Source organism: Burkholderia puraquae, from assembly GCF_002099195.1.
Taxonomy (GTDB): Bacteria; Pseudomonadota; Gammaproteobacteria; order Burkholderiales; family Burkholderiaceae; genus Burkholderia; species Burkholderia puraquae.
This window is the reverse complement of sequence record NZ_NBYX01000017.1, coordinates 146920-164738: the sequence shown is the minus strand read 5'-3', so window position 1 is coordinate 164738 and position 17819 is coordinate 146920. Positions and strand designations below refer to the sequence as shown.

The 17819-nt window shown below is 66.9% G+C and carries 17 protein-coding genes and 1 tRNA gene; 11 read left to right on the top strand and 7 right to left on the bottom strand.

What is annotated here, in order from left to right:
* The 4 genes from phnY to B7G54_RS27725 all read left to right on the top strand — a co-directional run.
* Nucleotides 1-1269: phosphonoacetaldehyde dehydrogenase (phnY, locus tag B7G54_RS27740; protein ID WP_085041957.1), on the top strand; the 1269-nt coding region annotated here is incomplete at its 5' end.
* Between the two features lie 180 nt (nt 1270-1449).
* On the top strand, nt 1450-2232 hold the full coding sequence (locus B7G54_RS27735; protein ID WP_085041956.1) for an amino acid ABC transporter substrate-binding protein: 783 nt from the start codon (nt 1450-1452) through the stop codon (nt 2230-2232).
* 14 nt (nt 2233-2246) lie between these two features.
* Nucleotides 2247-2927: an amino acid ABC transporter permease gene (locus B7G54_RS27730; protein ID WP_085041955.1), complete on the top strand. Its 681-nt coding sequence runs from the start codon at nt 2247-2249 to the stop codon at nt 2925-2927.
* Nucleotides 2924-3682, top strand: coding sequence for an amino acid ABC transporter ATP-binding protein (locus B7G54_RS27725; RefSeq protein WP_085041954.1), 759 nt, complete (start codon nt 2924-2926; stop codon nt 3680-3682). The genes B7G54_RS27730 and B7G54_RS27725 overlap by 4 nt, the downstream gene beginning before the upstream one ends.
* A 24-nt stretch (nt 3683-3706) precedes the next feature.
* Here B7G54_RS27725 and B7G54_RS27720 read toward each other — a convergent pair whose 3' ends face one another.
* Complete coding sequence (locus tag B7G54_RS27720; RefSeq protein ID WP_085041966.1) at nt 3707-4522, bottom strand: alpha/beta fold hydrolase; 816 nt, start codon at nt 4520-4522, stop codon at nt 3707-3709.
* A gap of 81 nt (nt 4523-4603) precedes the next feature.
* Here B7G54_RS27720 and B7G54_RS27715 point away from each other — a divergent pair, with 81 nt between their 5' ends.
* On the top strand, nt 4604-5218 hold the full coding sequence (locus B7G54_RS27715) for a CGNR zinc finger domain-containing protein (protein ID WP_085041953.1): 615 nt from the start codon (nt 4604-4606) through the stop codon (nt 5216-5218).
* A gap of 54 nt (nt 5219-5272) precedes the next feature.
* On the opposite strand, the gene B7G54_RS27710 is transcribed toward B7G54_RS27715, so the two are convergent.
* The gene (locus B7G54_RS27710) at nt 5273-6178 is read right to left on the bottom strand and encodes a DUF3592 domain-containing protein (protein ID WP_425266525.1); all 906 of its coding nucleotides are present in this window, start codon (nt 6176-6178) and stop codon (nt 5273-5275) included.
* 321 nt (nt 6179-6499) lie between these two features.
* Nucleotides 6500-6575 (bottom strand) — tRNA-Lys (locus tag B7G54_RS27705).
* 190 nt (nt 6576-6765) lie between these two features.
* On the opposite strand from B7G54_RS27705, the gene B7G54_RS27700 reads away from it, so the two are divergent.
* Together B7G54_RS27700 and B7G54_RS27695 are read left to right on the top strand one after the other, a co-directional pair.
* A complete protein-coding gene (locus B7G54_RS27700) occupies nt 6766-7170 on the top strand; it encodes a PaaI family thioesterase (RefSeq protein WP_044847342.1) in 405 nt (134 codons plus the stop codon).
* Between the two features lie 8 nt (nt 7171-7178).
* The gene (locus tag B7G54_RS27695) at nt 7179-8045 is read left to right on the top strand and encodes a patatin-like phospholipase family protein (protein ID WP_085041951.1); all 867 of its coding nucleotides are present in this window, start codon (nt 7179-7181) and stop codon (nt 8043-8045) included.
* 42 nt (nt 8046-8087) lie between these two features.
* Here B7G54_RS27695 and B7G54_RS27690 read toward each other — a convergent pair whose 3' ends face one another.
* Complete coding sequence (locus tag B7G54_RS27690) at nt 8088-9101, bottom strand: D-2-hydroxyacid dehydrogenase family protein (RefSeq protein ID WP_085041950.1); 1014 nt, start codon at nt 9099-9101, stop codon at nt 8088-8090.
* 429 nt (nt 9102-9530) lie between these two features.
* Between B7G54_RS27690 and B7G54_RS27685 the strand changes: the two genes are divergently transcribed.
* Complete coding sequence (locus B7G54_RS27685; RefSeq protein ID WP_085041949.1) at nt 9531-10580, top strand: LysR family transcriptional regulator; 1050 nt, start codon at nt 9531-9533, stop codon at nt 10578-10580.
* A gap of 129 nt (nt 10581-10709) precedes the next feature.
* Here B7G54_RS27685 and B7G54_RS27680 read toward each other — a convergent pair whose 3' ends face one another.
* The 3 genes from B7G54_RS27680 to dprA all read right to left on the bottom strand — a co-directional run bounded on the left by B7G54_RS27680 (nt 10710) and on the right by dprA (nt 15289).
* Entirely contained in the window at nt 10710-13331 is a 2622-nt protein-coding gene (locus B7G54_RS27680; protein ID WP_085041948.1) for a DNA topoisomerase III, read from the bottom strand.
* 194 nt (nt 13332-13525) lie between these two features.
* On the bottom strand, nt 13526-13906 hold the full coding sequence (locus tag B7G54_RS27675; protein ID WP_011353575.1) for a thioredoxin family protein: 381 nt from the start codon (nt 13904-13906) through the stop codon (nt 13526-13528).
* Nucleotides 13907-13942: 36 nt separating this feature from the next.
* On the bottom strand, nt 13943-15289 hold the full coding sequence (gene dprA, locus B7G54_RS27670; RefSeq protein WP_244289441.1) for a DNA-processing protein DprA: 1347 nt from the start codon (nt 15287-15289) through the stop codon (nt 13943-13945).
* Between the two features lie 185 nt (nt 15290-15474).
* Here dprA and def point away from each other — a divergent pair, with 185 nt between their 5' ends.
* From def to B7G54_RS27655, 3 genes are all read left to right on the top strand, one after another.
* Complete coding sequence (gene def, locus B7G54_RS27665) at nt 15475-15978, top strand: peptide deformylase (protein ID WP_006477461.1); 504 nt, start codon at nt 15475-15477, stop codon at nt 15976-15978.
* Between the two features lie 34 nt (nt 15979-16012).
* Complete coding sequence (gene fmt, locus B7G54_RS27660) at nt 16013-16996, top strand: methionyl-tRNA formyltransferase (protein ID WP_085041946.1); 984 nt, start codon at nt 16013-16015, stop codon at nt 16994-16996.
* Between the two features lie 120 nt (nt 16997-17116).
* On the top strand, nt 17117-17752 hold the full coding sequence (locus B7G54_RS27655) for a LysE family translocator (RefSeq protein ID WP_085041945.1): 636 nt from the start codon (nt 17117-17119) through the stop codon (nt 17750-17752).
* Nucleotides 17753-17819 lie beyond the last annotated feature (67 nt).

The window sequence follows — 17819 nt, the reverse complement described above, 5'->3', positions numbered from 1 at the left end:
TACCGGCCGACGCTCACGCGTCACGATCGCGCGGCGATCCTGCGTCGCGCGGCCGACATCGTGCGCTCGCGCACCGCCGAGATTGCAGCGCTGATCACGGCCGAGGCCGGCCTGTGCCTCAAGGATTCGACGTACGAGGCGGGCCGCGTGGCCGACGTGCTGACGTTCGGCGCGGGCGAGGTGCTGAAGGACGACGGGCAGATCTTCTCGTGCGACCTGACGCCGCACGGCAAGAAGCGTCGCGTGTACACGCAGCGCGATCCGTTGCTCGGCGTGATTTCCGCGATCACGCCGTTCAACCATCCGATGAACCAGGTCGCGCACAAGATCGTGCCGTCGGTCGCGACCAACAACCGGATCGTCGTGAAGCCGTCGGAGAAGGTGCCGCTGTCGTGCTACCTGTTCGCGGACATCCTGTACGAAGCCGGGCTGCCGCCGCAGATGCTGCAAGTGATCACCGGCGACCCGGCGGAGATTGCCGACGAACTGATCACGAACCCCGCGATCGACCTGATCACGTTCACGGGCGGCGTGTCGATCGGCAAGTCGATCGCGTCGCGAATGGGCTACCGGCGCGCGGTGCTCGAACTCGGCGGCAACGATCCGATCATCGTGATGGAAGACGCCGATCTCGACGAAGCGAGCACGCTGGCGGTGTCGGGTTCGTACAAGAACTCGGGGCAGCGCTGCACGGCGATCAAGCGGATGCTCGTGCATGAATCGGTGGCCGATCGCTTCACGGCGCTCGTCGTCGAGAAAACCAACGCCTGGTCGTACGGCAATCCGTCCGATCCGTCGGTCGACATGGGCACGGTGATCGACGAGGCGGCCGCGAAATTCTGCGAGCAGCAGGTGAACGACGCGATCGCGCGCGGTGCGCGGCTCCTGGTCGGCAACGTCCGCAGCGGCGCGCTGTATTCGCCGACGGTGATCGATCGCGTGACGCCCGACATGCCGCTCGTGAAGTACGAGACGTTCGGCCCCGTGTCGCCGATCATGCGTTTTCGCGACATCGACGAAGCGATCCGGATGTCGAACAGCACCGACTATGCGCTGTCGTCGTCGGTCTGCACGAACCGCTTCGACAACATCACGCGCTTCATCACCGAGCTGGAAGTCGGCAGCGTGAACGTGCGCGAAGTGCCGGGCTACCGGCTCGAACTGACGCCGTTCGGCGGCGTGAAGGATTCGGGGCTCGGGTACAAGGAAGGCGTGCAGGAAGCGATGAAGAGCTTCACGAATACGAAGACGTATTCGCTGCCGTGGTAAGTGACGTGTAAGGCGCCCGCGCCCGGCTCCGCAGCCGGTGCGGGCGTTATTCGATCGGCTCATATCGTTAGCCGATTTGCGTTTTTGCCGGGCCCCGACGCGTCGGTAGAATTCGCGGACCTCTCGAACGGCACACGCGTGCCGCGGGAACATTCCCTCCAATCATTCGGGGTCCGCACCATGAAATTCCTTCGCTCCATCCTGGTCGTCGCCATGCTGCAGGCCGTTTCGGTCACGAGCGCACTGGCTGCCGACGACCTGTCGCAGATCAAGTCGTCCGGCGTGTTCCGGGTCGGCACCGAAGGCACGTACGCGCCGTTCACGTACCACGACGAAACCGGCAAGCTGACGGGCTTCGACGTCGACATCGCGACCGCGATCGCGCAGCGTCTCGGCGTGAAGCCGCAGTTCGTCGAAGGCAAGTGGGACGGGCTGATCGCGGGCCTCGACGTGAACCGCTACGACGCGGTCGTCAACGAAGTGTCGATCACCGACGCGCGCAAGGCGAAATACGATTTCTCGACGCCGTACATCACGTCGCACGCGGTGCTGATCGTGCGCGCGGACAACACGACGATCCGCTCGTTCGACGACCTCAAGGGCAAGAAATCCGCGAACACGCTGACCAGCAATTTCGGCAAGCTCGCGGCCGCGCACGGCGCGGACGTCGTGCCCGTGCAGGGCTTCAACGAATCGATCGACCTGCTGAGCTCGGGGCGCGTCGACGCGACGATCAACGATTCGCTGTCGTACCTCGATTTCCGCAAGCACAAGCCGGACGCGAAACTGAAGATCGCGGCGACCGACACGGGTGGCGCCGGCGACGCATCGGGCGTGCTGCTGCGCAAGGGCAGCCCCGCGCTGGTGGCCGCGATCGACAAGGCGCTCGCGGACATCAAGGCCGACGGCACCTATGCGAAGATCTCGCAGAAGTATTTCGGCCGCGACGTGTCGCAGCCGTGACGCGAGGCTGAACGATGCCGGCCTGGCTTCACCTGATGGCGGAATCGCTGCGGCCCCTGCTCGTCGCGGGCCTCGTGTTCACGGTGCCGCTCACGCTCGCGTCGTTCGCGATCGGCCTGCTGCTCGCATTCGGCGCGGCGCTCGTGCGGCTGTTCGGGCCGCGCTGGGCGCAGGCCACCGTGCGTTTCTATATCTGGCTGTTTCGTGGTTCGCCGCTGCTCGTGCAGCTGTTCGTGATCTTCTACGGCTTGCCGAGCGTCGGCATCGTGCTCGATCCGCTGACGGCTGCGGTGATCGGCTTCTCGCTGAACGTCGGCGCCTACAACGCCGAGGTGATCCGCGGCGTGATCGAATCGATTCCGAAGGGGCAGTGGGAAGCCGCGTATTCGATGGCGATGACGCGCCCGCAGGCGCTGCGCCGCGCGATCCTGCCGCAGGCCGCGCGTGTCGCGCTGCCGGCGCTGTCGAATTCGTTCATTTCGCTCGTGAAGGACACGTCGCTCGCGGCCGTGCTGACCGTGCCGGAGATCTTCCAGGCCGCGCAGCGGATCGCGGCCGTGACCTACGAGCCGATGATTCTCTATACGGAAGCCGCACTGGTTTATCTGCTGCTCAGCTCGGTGCTGTCGACGCTGCAACGTCGCCTCGAAGCCCGTTTCGGCCGGCATGCGCTGTTCCAGGCGGAGTTGCGATGATCCGGCTCGAACGCATCGACAAGTCGTTCGGCACGCATCGTGTGTTGCACGGAATCGACCTCGCGTTGCAGCCCGGCAGCGTGACGGCGCTGATCGGGCCGTCGGGCAGCGGCAAGAGCACGCTGCTGCGTTGCGTGAACCTGCTCGAAGTGCCCGAGACGGGGGCGCTGACGGTCGGCGACGCACGCATCGATTTCTCGCCGGCGCACCGGCCGGCGCGCGACGCCGTGTTCGCGGTGCGCCGCCAGACCGGCATGGTGTTCCAGAACTTCCAGCTGTTTCCGCACCTGAGCGTCGTTCAGAACGTGATGGAAGGGCTCGTCACCGTGCAGCGCTGGCCGCGCGAACGGGCCCGCGAACGCGCGCTCGCGCTGCTCGAGAAGGTCGGCATCGCGGACAAGGCCGATGCGTGGCCCGGCACGCTGTCGGGCGGCCAGCAGCAACGCGTCGCGATTGCCCGTGCGCTTGCGCCATCGCCGCAGGTGCTGCTGTGCGACGAGCCGACGTCGGCGCTCGATCCGGAGCTGTCCGTCGAAGTGGTCGAGGTGCTGCGCCAGCTTGCGCGCGAAGGCACGACGATGCTGATGGCCACGCACGACCTGCGCCTGGCCGCATCGATCGCACACGACGCGGTGTTTCTCGCGGAGGGCCGCGTCGTCGAGGCCGGTGCATCGCGCGACCTGTTCGGCGACCCGCGCGATCCGCGCACCGCGAAGTTCATCTCGACGCTCGCGCAGGGTGTGCCGGTGTTCTGACGCGACATGCGGTACCGGTGGCGATCAACCGTGCCGTGGCCCGTCGAGCACCGCCGCCACGATCGCCTCCGGCGCATCTTCCTGCACCAGGTGGCCCGCGCGCGGCACCCTGATCAGCTGGCTGTCCGCGATGCGATCGGCGAGTGCCTGCCCCTGTTCGAGCGGAATCCATGCGTCGTCCTCGCCCCACACGATGCGCACCGGAAAGTCCGGCGGCGCGTAGCGGGCCTCGGCTTCCTCGATGTAGTGCTGGCGCATCTGCGCAATCTGGCGATAGAACGCGGCCTGACCGGCCGGCGTGAGCCACGGCGCGCGGTAGATCGACAGCGCCTCGTCGCTCAGCGGCCGGGCGACCGCATTGCCGAGATAGGCCGACACGAGCGCGTGATGCGCATACGCAGGCAATCCGGTGAACGCGGCTTCGTGCTGCGCGACGTGGCGCACGAACGGCGAACCCTGCGGCGCGATCGCGACCGGATTCACGAGCGTGAGATCCGCATACGCGACGCCGTCGAGGAAGTGCGCGCGCAGCACGGTTGCGCCGCCGTAGTCATGTGCGAGCACGTGCGGTCGCGAAATGTTCCACTCGTCGAGCAGTGCTCCGAACAGCCGGTTCTGGCGGCCGAGCGACACGTCAGCGTCCGGCATGTCGGACTGACCGTAGCCGAGCAGGTCGTAGAAGAATACGCGACGGCGCCGCGCGAGCCACGGTGCGATCCGGCGCCACACCTGCGACGAAAACGGCGTGCCGTGCACCAGCACGAGCGGCGGGCCGTCGCCGAGCGTTCCCCAGGCAATCCGGTGACCTTCGAAAATGAAGCGGTTGGCGAGTTCGAGCATCGGCATCTCCGTGCTAACCTGTTTTGGCTGTTAACAGGTTACTCCGGATTGTCCGGGTGTGAAACCGATAGGTGAAAATAAATGGTTACTCGACACGAGCCCGCGCGACACGCGCATGAATGGGGTGCCGCCGATTTCGTTGGCGGCCATCCGGCGCTCGACTTCCTCAACACGGTGGCCGACACGGGCAAGACGCGCGACGCGGACAAGCTCGTCGACTGGCCGGCCGTCCATGCGTGGGCGGAGCGCTCGGGGCTGCTGGCGCCGGCCGATCTGGCGCGGCTTCTGCGTCATGCGCGGCAGGACGCCGCCGGCGCGCTGGTGGCGCTGCATCGCTTTCGCGAGGACGCTTACATCGCGGTCGCGCACCTGGCGGCCGGAGGTGGCGGCACGGCCGGCGCGCGCGCGGCGGACCGGCTCACCGCCGCGATCCGCGAGGCGATCGGGCGCAGCGCGTTCGATGCGGTCGACGGCCGGTTCGCATGGCGGCCCGACGCGCGTGCCGCGTCGCGCTGGGTCGATGCGGCCGCACTCGGCTTCGAGCAACTGCTGCGCAGCGACGATTTCGCGCGGGTGCGGCAGTGCGGCCGGTGCACGTGGTTCTTCGTCGATCGCGGCCGCGGCGTCGGGCGCCGCTGGTGCGACATGCGTACGTGCGGGAACCGCGCGAAGGTGGAGGCGTTCAGGGAGCGGTGACGTGCGCGCCGTGCCGGTGGGCGTGCCACGCGGTGCGCGGCGGGCGCGCGAACGTCATGGAGCGGCTTCGTGCGGCGGATGTTCCGGCCATAGCGTCGCGGCGACGAACAGCCCGGCCGCGAGGAACGGCGCGCCGATCGCGAACAGGATGGCCGTGAGGCCCCAGCGATCCCAGAAGCGGTCGACGACCGCGCGCTCGGGTGTGACCGGGTCGTACAGTACGTTGACCGCTTCGCCTTCGCGCAGGCCCGGATGCGACGACGCCGAACCCTGGGCGAACGTGACCTGGCGTCCGCTCTCGGTCGTGAACGCGACGATCGCCGAATACAGTGCCGTGCGCGCGCGGGGCGAGCGCGCGTTTTGCGCGATCTCGACGACATGGCCGGTCGAACGCGCGTAGTGGTGGACGATCTGCCACTGGCGCAGGCCGGCCGCGCCGGCGCCAGCGACGAAGCCGGTGCCGACCGCAATCGGAATCAGCACGATCGCGATATCCCAGCGGCGCCGTGCGTGCTGGCGGGCGGCGCGGGTCGGCGGTGGCTCGGAGGCCCGGCGACGGCGCCCGCCGGCGATCAGGAGGCCGCCGATTGCGAGCGACGCGATGGCGAGCAGCGCCGACACGGCCGCCGGAAACCAGCGTTGCGTGAAATCGTCGATCAGTGCGGGGCGGTCGGGGTGGGTGGGGTCAAGCCATACCTCGACGTTCTCGCCGATATCGTAGGCGGGGACGGTCGATGCGGTATTGCCGGCGACTTCGCGGCGCTGGCCGTCGTTCGCGAGGTACGCGACGATCGGCCGGTACGCGCGCAGCGCGTCGCTGTCCTGCACGATGCGCACGACCGTGCCCGGCGCACGGACCAGGTGGCCGGTCGCCTGGCCGGCCGTGACGGCGAGCATGCCGGCCAGCACGAGCAGCACGACGCCGAGCGCCATGGCGACGAGCGCGTCCTTACCCGGCATGACCGGTTCCGGTTCGTGCGCCGCAGGGTGAATTCCGGCGTGATCGGGGGAATGGCGTGTCGCGACGGACCGATCGATATCGGCGCAACCAGGCTCTCTGAATGGTCGCGTCTCGGTTACATGCTTCCATGTGTGACGTCCCATGTTCTCTCAGTGCCGGCGGGCAAACGGCAGTGCCTGCGCCGGTCGTGTGATATTTGTCGGACGATTCTAGCGGAAACGATGCGGAACGGGCGTGCGGTGGCGTATTGCGGCAGGGGCGCGGCGCGCCGGAAAAGGAAAAAGCCCGGTTAGCTTTCGCTAACCGGGCTTCGGAATTCCTGGTGGGGCGTGAGTGACTCGAACACTCGACCTACGGATTAAGAGTCCGCTGCTCTACCAACTGAGCTAACGCCCCCAACAGAAGAAAGATTATGCACGGGTATTTCAGACCTTGCAAGCCTTTTCTGCACATTTCCTGAAAATATTTCGTCGCGGCAACGGTCGCTGTCGGCCCGATGACGAGCGATCGCAGTTTCCCTGCTCCCGGTATGATGACGCCACACCTGTTGCGCGGCGGTCGCGCAACGCTTTCTGGGCTTCCGAAGATGGACGAAAACGCAGTCCGCGAATTGCTGGATCGCCTGCTGGCCCCCTGGGTCCGCTCGCTCGGTCTGGTTCCCGTGTCGATCGGCGACGACAGCGTCACGATGCGCCTCCCGTTTTCCGGCGAATTCCGCCATTCGGGCGGCGTGATCTGCGGCCAGGTGTTCACGGCGGCCGCCGACACCGCGATGGTGGTCGCGATCTCGGCCGCGCTTGGTGAATTCCGGCCGATGACCACCGTATCGTTGAACACGAACTTCATGCGCCCCGTGCGCAAGGGTGACGTGCTCGTCACCGCGCGCGTGCTGCGGATGGGCCGCAATCTCGTATTCGGCGAAGTCGAGCTGTTCGACGAAGACGGCAAGATGGCCGTGCACGCGACGTCGACTTACGCGCTCGTCAGCTGAGCGGCGCGATGTTCGATCAGATCGTCTTTGCGGGCGGCGGCAATCGCTGCTGGTGGCAGGCCGGCTTCTGGGACGTCGCCCAGCCGGCGCTCGGCTTGCGTCCGCGCGTGATCACCGGCATCTCGGCCGGCGCGGCGACCGCGTGCATGCTGTATACGCGCGACGCTGCCTGGGTGATGCGCTATTACGAAGCGGCGCTGCGCCACAACCGGAAGAACGCGTACTGGGGCAACCTGTTCGGGCGCGAGCCCGTGTTTCCGCATTACCGGATTTACCGTCAGGCACTGCTCGATATCTACGGCGAACCGTTCGCAAAGCTGGCCGCGGCGCCGGAGATCCGCATCGGCGTGTCGCACGTGCCGCGCTGGCTCGGTGCGCGCAGCGCAGTCGCCGCCGGCCTCGTCGCGTACAACATCGAGAAGTACGTGCGCAAGACGCTGCACCCGACACTCGGGCGCACGCTCGGCTTTCGGCCCGAATTCGTGCGCGCGCAGGCCTGCACGCGAGTCGACGAACTCGCCGACCTGATCCTGCAGTCGTCCTGCACGCCGCCGTTCACGCCGGTGCTGCGCCGCGGCGGCCGGCCCGTGCTCGACGGCGGGATGGTCGACAACGTGCCGGTCGATGCGCTCGACCCGACACCGGGTGACGTGCTGGTGCTCGTCACCCGGCTGTATCCGCGCCCGCAGATGTTCACGGTCGCGCATGGCGAGCAGCGGCGGCTGTACGTCCAGCCGTCGAGCAAGGTGCCGATTTCGAGTTGGGATTACACGAGCCCGTCGCAGATGCGGCATGCATACGACCTCGGGCGGCGCGACGGTGAGCATTTCCTCACGTGCGTCGGCGCGATGACGGGCGGCCGTGTGGCCGCCTGAAGGCGGGAAGCAGGGCCGCGCGGCGGGCGCGGCCCGCGTCGCTCAGCGCACGCGGCGCGGCGTCAGCGCTTCGGGGTTGACGACGCTCGACATGTCGCCCTGGTCGAACGCCAGGATGTTCCTGAATGCCGCGCTGAAGTAGAGCTCGTAGCTTTCGCGCTCGACATAGCCGATGTGCGGCGTGCAGATCACGTTTTCCATCCGCAGCAGGCTGTAGCCCTGCAGGATCGGCTCGCTCTCGAACACGTCGATCGCGACCATCCCCGGACGGTTGTGCGACAGCGCGTTGACCAGTGCATTTTCCTCGAGCAACTCGGCGCGGCTCGTGTTGACGAGCAGCGACGTCGGCTTCATCCGCATCAGGTCTTCCTGCTTCACGATCCCGCGCGTGTCGTCATGCATGCGCAGGTGCAGCGACAGCACGTCGCTCTGCTCGAACAGCGCTTCGCGGCTTTCCGCGGCCGTATAGCCGTCGGCGCGCGCGGCCTCGAGCGAATGCTCACGGCCCCAGATCAGCACATTCATCCCGAACGCCTTGCCGTAGCCGGCGACGAGCCGGCCGATCTTGCCGTAGCCCCAGATGCCGAGCGTCTGGCCGCGCAGCACCTGGCCGAGGCCGAAGTTCGGCGGCATGGCCGACGTCTTCAGGCCCGACTGCTGCCAGGCACCTTGCTTCAGGTTCGCGACGTACTGCGGAATGCGGCGTTGGGCGGCCATCACGAGCGCCCAGGTCAGCTCGGCGGGGGCAACCGGCGAACCCGTGCCTTCGAGCACCGCGATGCCGCGGTCGGTACAGGCTTCGAGATCGATGTGGCTCGAAATACGGCCGGTCTGGCTGATCATGCGCAGGTTCGGCAGCTTGGCGAGCAGTTGCGACGAAATCGGGGTCCGTTCGCGAATCAGCACGAGCGCCTCGACTTCCGCCAGACGGCTGGCGAGCTGCCCCAATCCGCGCACCGTATTGTTGAAGACCTTCACGTCGTGGTCGGCAAGCATCTCGAAGCAGTTGAGCTTGCGGACGGCGTCCTGGTAGTCGTCGAGGATGGCAATTTTCATGGTGAGCGGGTGTCGCGCGTTGAAAGCGGCGGCGGTGGCGGCGGCGCACGTCGCGCACCCGTCCCGCCCGGCCGGGGCCGACATGATGCTACGTCGGCCGCCTTCATGGTGTCTTTTTAACAGGTTGTTACGCTCCGCCGCAATTGGCGGCAGCCTGACCCGGCGCCGTTTGCGCGACGGGCGGAAGGGTGCGCTGTTGTGTCGCATCAAATACGTCCTTCCTGATTCGGCCGATTACTCGACGAGGTTCACCCAATTGTTGCTCCAATCAGAATAATTGGATCAACTATCCGCAGAGGGCGAGGATTTTTGACTATTTTTATCGTCAACGGGGGCCTTGTTGAGCAACTCTGCATCATTTCCGCTGTCGTAGGAGAATTACGCATTTGCTTCATCTTTTTGAAGTTGTAACAGCGGCAGGAGTCGTTTATGGATCATTTGCAGTCGATGCGCGTGTTCGTCAAGGTTGCAGATCTCGGCAGTTTTGCGCGGGCCGCGAGTGCAATGGATATCTCCAACGCGGTCGCGACGCGTCACGTCGCCGATCTGGAAGGCCGGCTCGGCACGCGTTTGCTGAACCGCACCACGCGCAGCCTTTCCCTGACGGAATCAGGCCAGGTCTATCTGGAGCGTGCTCGCCAGATCCTCGACGAGCTCGAGGACGTCGAGCAGATGGTCGTTGCGCGCAATCACGAGCCGGTCGGCACGTTGCGCATCGTTGCGCCGGTCGTGTTCGGCCTGCATAACCTCGCGCCCGTGTTGCAGTCGTACACGGAGAATTTCCCGAAAGTGGTACCGGATCTCACGCTGGTCGACCGGCAGGTCGATCTCGTCGAGGAAGGCTTCGACGTCGGCATTGTCGTCACGCGCCAGATGCGCAGCGCGAGCATCGTCACGCGGCGCCTGACCACCGGCTGCATGACCGTGTGCGCGACGCCGAGCTATCTGGAGAAGCACGGCGTGCCGACCCATCCGGAGCATCTCGCCGCACACCCGAGCCTGAGCCTGCCGAACGAATACTGGGGCGACGAGCGCGTGTTCACGGGGCCGGACGGCGAAGTGCGCGTGCGCCCGACCAACGTGATCGTCGCGAACAACACCGCGATGCTGCGCCAGTTCGCGCTGCTCGGGATGGGTGTCGCGATCCTGCCGAGCTACCTGATCGGCGGCGACATCGCGCGCGGCGCGCTCGTGCGGCTGCTGCCGGATTTCCGGCTGCCGCAGGTCGAGATCAACATCGCTTACCCGAGCCGGCGCCATCTGCCCGCGAAGGTGCGCACGTTCATCGACCACCTCGTCGAGTATTTCAGCCACTCGACCGACGCGACGATGGGCGAGCAGTGGGCCGCGCAGAGTTCTGCGCTCGCGCCGATCGGTGTCGAGACGCGTGCCGAGCAGCCGGAAGCGGCCGACCCGAACCTGTCGCCGCGCCTGCCGCGTTCGACGCGCACGCGCGTCGCGGCGCCGTCGCCGCTGTAACGGGCGCGACGGCCGGGCGGCGGTTGCCCCGGCACAAAGAAAAAACGCGGATCGAGCAATCGATCCGCGTTTTTTTATGGCTGCCTGCCGGAGCCGGATGCGCCGGGGGAAGCCCCGGTGTCCCGGTCGTTACGAGCCGGTCTTGCGCGCCGTCGTTTTGCGAGCGGCCGTCTTGGTCGCGGTCTTGGCAGCGGTCTTGCGAGCCGGTGCCGGTTTCTCTTCGGCGCCTTCCGTCACGGTTTCGGCATCCTTCGTCGCCGATTTTGCCGTCTTCTTCGCGGCGGCGGCCTTCGGCTCCTTCTTCTCGAACTCGAAGCCGATCTTGCCGTCCGGCTGCTTCACGAGGAATGCCTTGAAGTTGCGGCCCGTACGCGACGACTTGAAGCTCGGCAGCAGATCCGTGCGGCCGTCGGCGAGCAGCTTGCCCATCTGCTCGCGCGTGATTTCCTGCTGCAGGATCACCTTGCCCGAGCGGAAGTCGCAGGTCTTCGGGTTGGCCACCGAGTGCTCGCACACGTAGCTCATCCCATGCTCGAACACGCGGCCCTTGCACTTCGGGCATGCGCCGACCGGCTCCTGAGCGGAGAAGTCGGGCGCTTCGCCTTCTTCGCCGCCCTGGTCCTGGCCGAAATCGAACTCGAGCTTGTAGTTCTTCGTCTCGTCGTCGAAGGACAGCTTGAGGATCGCCGAGAACGGGCGGCCCATCTTGCTGCGGAAGCCGGACAGCGGTCCGATCGTCTTCTCTCGCAGCAGCTCCTCGACCTCTGCGATCTCGAACTGCCGGCTGCCCGGAATCTTCGAGATCGAGAACTCGCACTTCGTGCACGCGAAGCGGCGGTAGTTTTCCTTCACCTGGCCGCCGCAGTTCGGGCACGGCGTCTCGAGCGTCGCGTAGTCGCCGGGGATCGTGTCGGAATCGTATTCCTTCGCGCGCTTGACGATCTGCTGCGTCATGCGGGCGATTTCCTGCATGAACGCTTCGCGCCCGAGGTTGCCGCGCTCCATCTGCGACAGCTTGTATTCCCATTCGCCGGTGAGTTCGGGCGCGGTCAGTTCCTTCACGCCGAGCCCGCGCAGCAGCGTCATCAGCTGGAACGCTTTCGCGGTCGGGATCAGCTCGCGGCCTTCGCGCACGAGGTATTTCTCGCCGAGCAGGCCTTCGATGATCGCCGCGCGCGTGGCCGGCGTGCCGAGGCCCTTCGCGGCCATCGCTTCGCGCAGTTCGTCGTCCTCGACGAGCTTGCCCGCGCCTTCCATCGCGGACAGCAGCGTCGCTTCCGAATAGCGTGCGGGCGGCTTCGTGACGAGCGCGACGGCGGCGATTTCGTCCGTCTTCACCTTCTCGTCCTTCTGCACCGGCACGAGGTTCGCATCCGCGCCTTCGGCGTCGCGGCCGTACACCTGCAGCCAGCCCGGCTCGACGAGCACCTTGCCTTCGGTCTTGAAATGATGGCCGGCGACTTCGGTGATCCGCGTCGTGACGCGGAATTCGGCGGCAGGGAAGAACACGGCGAGGAAGCGCTTCACGACCATGTCGTACAGCTTCTGCTCCGGCTCGGACAGCGACTTCGGTGCCTGCAGCGTCGGGATGATTGCAAAGTGGTCGCTGATCTTCGAGTTGTCGAAGATCCGCTTGTTCGGCTTCACCCAGCCCTTGTCGAGCACCTGCTTTGCATGCGGCAGGTAGTTGTTGCTCTCCTTGAGCATCTCGAGCGTGGACTGAACCGTCGACAGATAGTCTTCCGGCAGTGCTCGCGCGTCGGTACGCGGGTAGGTCAGCACCTTGTGCTTTTCATACAGCGCCTGCGCGAGGCCGAGCGTGTTCTTCGCGGAGAAGCCGAAGCGGCTGTTCGCTTCGCGCTGCAGGCTCGTCAGGTCGAACAGCAGCGGCGACAGTTGCGTCGACGGCTTCGATTCCTCGGAGACCGTGCCGACCTGGTCGCGGCACGCGGCGACGATCGTTTCGGCAGCCGGCAGGCTCCACAGGCGGGAGTCGCGTCTTTCCGGATCGAATTCGTCGCGCTTGAATTTCGGGTCGTACCACTTGCCTTCGTAGAAGCCTCCCGCGCACGCGAATTCGGCCTTCACTTCCCAATAGTCGCGCGGGATGAAGCGGCGGATTTTCTCTTCGCGTTCGACGACGATCGACAGCGTTGGCGTCTGAACGCGGCCGACGGTGGTCAGGAAGAAGCCGCCGCCCTTGCTGTTGAACGCGGTCATCGCGCGGGTGCCGTTGATCCCGACGAGCCAGTCGGCTTCCGAGCGGCAGCGTGCGGCGTCGGCGAGCGGCAGCATGTCCGCGTCGCTGCGCAGGTTCGCGAAGCCGTCGCGGATCGCCTGCGGCGTCATCGACTGCAGCCACAGGCGCTGGACCGGCTGCTTCGCCTTCGCGTGCTGTGCGATCAGGCGGAAAATCAGCTCGCCCTCGCGCCCCGCGTCGCATGCGTTGATCAGGCGGTCGACATCCTTGCGCTTCAACAGCTTGGTGAGCACTTTGAGGCGCGACTCGCTTTTTGCGATCGGGTTCAGGTCGAAATGCGGGGGGATAACGGGCAGATGCGCGAAGCTCCATTTCCCGCGCTTGACCTCGTACTCTTCCGGGGCGGCGATTTCCAGCAGGTGGCCGACAGCGGACGAAAGGACGAAATCGTCGCTTTCGTAATACTCGTCATGCTTGGTAAAGCCGCCCAAAGCGCGTGCGATGTCGTTCGCGACAGAAGGCTTTTCCGCAATGATCAGTGCTTTGGACATGACAGGTGTGTGTTGGTAGACCGGGTTCGCCGGTTGTGGGTCCCTTTTACGACCGCTTTATAGCACACGCCGCAGTGACGGCGGCTCAGCGTGCAAAAAGCGGCTCATCATAGAGGGGGGCTGCAACGGCGGCAAGCGCCCGGCGCAGCAGGGTGCGCAAACGCGCGCAAAACCACCGGGCCGGCTCGCGAAATTCAGGCTTCGACGGCCAGGACGTTGCGCAATTTCGGTGCGTGCGGCGCACCGGGTACTGCACTCAGGTCGGACAGCATCCGCTCGACGATCGCCGCGTGCGGTAGCACCGTGCCGAAGAAGCGTGCGGTGTGGGTATCTTCGATCAGGATCGTCGGGAAGTTCTCGACGTCGAGATCGTCGAGCTGGTCGGCATGCGTTTCGATGTCGATCCAGGCGAAGCAGGCGTCCGGATGTGCGTCGGCGAGCTGGTCGAAGGCTGTCCGGTAGTCGCGGCACGTGCCGCACCACTCGGCGCACAGGCAGGCGACGAGCAACGTGCCGGGATCGGCGAGGCGCTCGGCGATCCGATCCGCATCGGTGTCGAGATTCAGCGCGGGCATGGATTTCCTTGGGTAGCGTCGGCGGCGTGGCCGCCCCTATGCGGGGGAATGTAGCACGCCGTGCACGGGCGGGGTGCGCGCTGCGTCAAGCCGCGCGAAGCGCCCGCCGGGGAGGCTGGCGACGCGGCCGGCCAGTTCCAGTGCAAGCAGCGTGCGGTGCAGCACGTCGTCGGACAGGCCGCTGTGCTCGGCGAGCCATTCGTAGGTGACGGGGCTGTATCCCAATGCGGCAAGCAGGGCCTGTTCGGACGGGCTGCCGGGCAGCTGTGGCGCCGACGACGGTGCTTCGGCCGGGGCGGGCGCGGTGGCCGGAACGGCGTCGCCAGTTTGTGTGCCGCTGGCGGCGGCGCGCTGAATGGCGGCCGTGGTTTCGCGGATGTCGCCAGCGTTCGCGCCCCGATGCCCGGAGCACGCCGCACCGCCCGCCACGCCGGTATTCGGTTCGCCCAGCCCGTATTCCTCGAGCACGTCGAGCGGCGTCGCCGTCAGCTTCGCGCCGTCGCGGATCAGTGCATGGCAGCCCTGCGCGAGCGGCGCGTGGATCGACCCCGGCATCGCGAACACATCGCGCCCCAGTTCGTTCGCGAGCCGCGCGGTGATCAGCGAGCCGGAGCGCGGCGCGGCCTCGACGACGAGCGCACCGATCGCGAGCGCGGCGATCAGCCGGTTGCGCTGCGGGAAGTGCGCGGCGCGGGCCGGCGTGCCGAGCGGCCATTCCGACACGATCGCGCCGCGTGCGGCGATTTCGTGGGCGAGCGCGCAGTGCCGCGCCGGATAGACGAGATCGGCGCCGGTCGCGATCACCGCGACCGTGCCCGACCGGCCGTCGAGCCCGCCGCGATGCGCGGCGCCGTCGATCCCGAGCGCGAGGCCCGACACGATCGGAAGCCCGGCGTCGGACAGCTCGCGTGCGAAGCGTGTCGCGTCGGCGAGCCCTTGCGGCGTCGCGTGACGGCTGCCGACCACGGCGAGACAGCGTGCGTGCAGCAGGTCGAGCCGGCCCTTTACATATAGCAGCGGTGGCGGATCGTGCAGGTCGCGCAGCCGCGGCGGGTAGGCCGGATCGTTGAGCGTGACGAGCACATTGCCCGGCGCGTCGAGCCAGGCGAGCACGGTGTCGGTGCGCGCGTCGAGATCGCCGCGCTCGCTCGCGCGCACGGCCTGGGCAGCGGCGGGGCTGGTGACGGCGGCGATGGCCTGGCCGGACGCGCGTAGCAGCGCGTCCGGCGAGCCGAACGCATCGAGCAGTGCTTCCAGCACGGCGGGGGCGAGGCCGGGCGCATGCGCGAGCTGCAGCCACGCGCGCACGGCGGAGGTGGTCAGCGCTTGCGGCGACATGAGGCGCCCCTCGAATGCGGTGGCCAGCGGACCGCGTGGCGCCATGATAAAATTTTCATCATCCGAAATACTCGACAGGGCCGCGCGCGCAGGCGCCCGGCCAATTGCAGGGGGCATGATCCGCGGCATTGATTCGCCGCGCGTCCGCCTCATCTTCATTGCATCCCGGCGGCGGCGCCAGCTGGCCGGATGGCCGATGCGGCACGCCGCTTCACCGATTACCGAACGCCATGGCTTTACTCAATATTCTTCATTACCCCGACAAGCGGCTGCACAAGGTCGCGAAGCCCGTCGACAAGGTCGACGACCGGATCCGCAAGCTCGTCGCCGACATGGCCGAGACCATGTACGCGGCGCCGGGCATCGGCCTTGCGGCCACGCAGGTCGACGTGCACGAACGCGTGATCGTGATCGACGTCTCCGAGGAGAAGAACGAGCTGCGCGCGTTCATCAACCCCGAGATCGTGTGGTCGAGCGATGCGAAGCAGATCTATGAAGAGGGCTGCCTGTCGGTGCCCGGCATCTACGACGAAGTCGAGCGTCCCGATCACGTGCGCGTGCGCGCGCTCAACGAGCAGGGCGAGACCTTCGAGCTCGACTGCGAGGGCCTGCTGGCCGTGTGCGTCCAGCACGAGATGGATCACCTGATGGGGCGCGTGTTCGTCGAATACCTGTCGCCGCTCAAGCAGACGCGCATCAAGACGAAGATGAAGAAACTCGAACGCGCGATGTGACGCGCGCTCACCCTGCCCGACCCCGAATGCTGTCATGACCCATACGTTGCGCGTAGTTTTCGCCGGCACGCCGGAATTTGCCGCGGCCGCCCTTGCCGCGATCCACGAGGCCGGTTTTCCGGTGCCGCTCGTGCTCACCCAGCCCGATCGCCCTGCCGGGCGCGGGATGAAACTGCAGGCGAGCGCGGTGAAGCGCTACGCCGTCGAGCACGGGATGCCCGTCGCGCAGCCGCCGTCGCTGCGCCGCGCGGGCAAGTACCCGGCGGAGGCGGCCGACGCGATCGAGCTGCTGCGCACGACCCCGCATGACGTGATGGTGGTCGCCGCGTACGGCCTGCTGCTGCCGCAGGAAGTGCTCGACATTCCCCGCAACGGCTGCATCAACATTCATGCATCGCTGTTGCCGCGCTGGCGCGGCGCCGCGCCGATCCACCGCGCGATCGAAGCCGGCGACGCCGAGACGGGCGTCACGTTGATGCAGATGGACATCGGCCTCGACACCGGCGCGATGATCGAGGAGGCGCGTGTCGCAATTGCGCCCGACGAGACGACCGCGACCTTGCACGACCGGCTCGCTGCCGAAGGCGCGCGACTGATCGTCGACGCGCTCGTGCAGCTCGAGCGCGACGGCGTGCTGCCGGCGACGCCGCAACCGGCCGACGGCGTGACCTATGCGGAAAAGATCGGCAAGCACGAAGCGGCGCTCGACTGGCGCAAGCCGGCCGACGTGCTCGCGCGCCAGGTGCGTGCGTTCGATCCGTTCCCGGGCGGCGTCGCGACGCTCGACGGCGCGGCGATCAAGCTGTGGGCGGCCGAGCCCGTGGCGGCGCGCGGCGAAGCAGCGCCCGGCACGATCGTCGAAGCCGCGCCGGAAGGCGTGGTCGTCGCGTGCGGCAGCGGTGCGCTGCGCGTCACGCAGTTGCAGAAGCCGGGCGGCAAGCGGCTGCCCGCCCGTGAATTTCTGGCTGGCTCCCCGCTCGTCGCGGGCCAGCGTTTCGCGCTGAATGACGTTGCCTGAAGCGGCCTGACCGCCATTCGACCCGGCCTGCCGGGCGTGCGCAATCGGCCGGATGGCCGAGTCGCGCGGCGCGGCAGGCGCGCGTAGAATTTCCCTGCGCTCTCCGGTTTCGAGGTTTTCATGTTCGGCATCACCCATTTCGGTTTCTTCGTGCTGGCAGTCTTCCTGCTGAACGTCACGCCCGGCCCCGATACGGCCTATATCGTCGGCCGCAGCGTCGCGCAGGGCCGTGGCGCGGGGCTGATGTCGGCGTTTGGCATTTCGGCCGGCTGCTGCGTTCACGCACTCGCCTGCGCATTCGGCCTGACCGCGCTGCTCGCGGCATCGGCTGCCGCATTCACGGTGATCAAGCTGGTCGGTGCCGCCTACCTGATCTACCTCGGCGTGCGGATGATCATCGCGAAGCAGGCGGCCGAGCCGTCGGGCACGGCGGCCACGCAAGGCGCGAAGCCGCTGCGCCAGCTGTTCATGCAGGGCTTCTGGACCAACGTGCTGAACCCGAAGGTGGTGCTGTTCTTCGTGTCGTTCTTCCCGCAGTTCGTGTCGGCCGACAGCCCGCACAAGGCATGGGCGTTCCTGACCCTCGGCGGCGTATTCGTCGCGATGAGCACGGTGTGGACCAGCGTCGTTGCCTGGGTTGCGGGCAGTGTCACGGAGCGCTTTTCCGGCAAACCGGGCGTCAGGAAGTGGCTCGACCGCACGGTCGGCAGCGCTTTCGTCGGCCTCGGCCTTCGTCTTGCAACATCGCAACGCTGAGATTGAATTTTTCCGGCAAGACCTTATCTAACAAATCGCTTACAATTTTCCGCCGCGTCCTGTGATG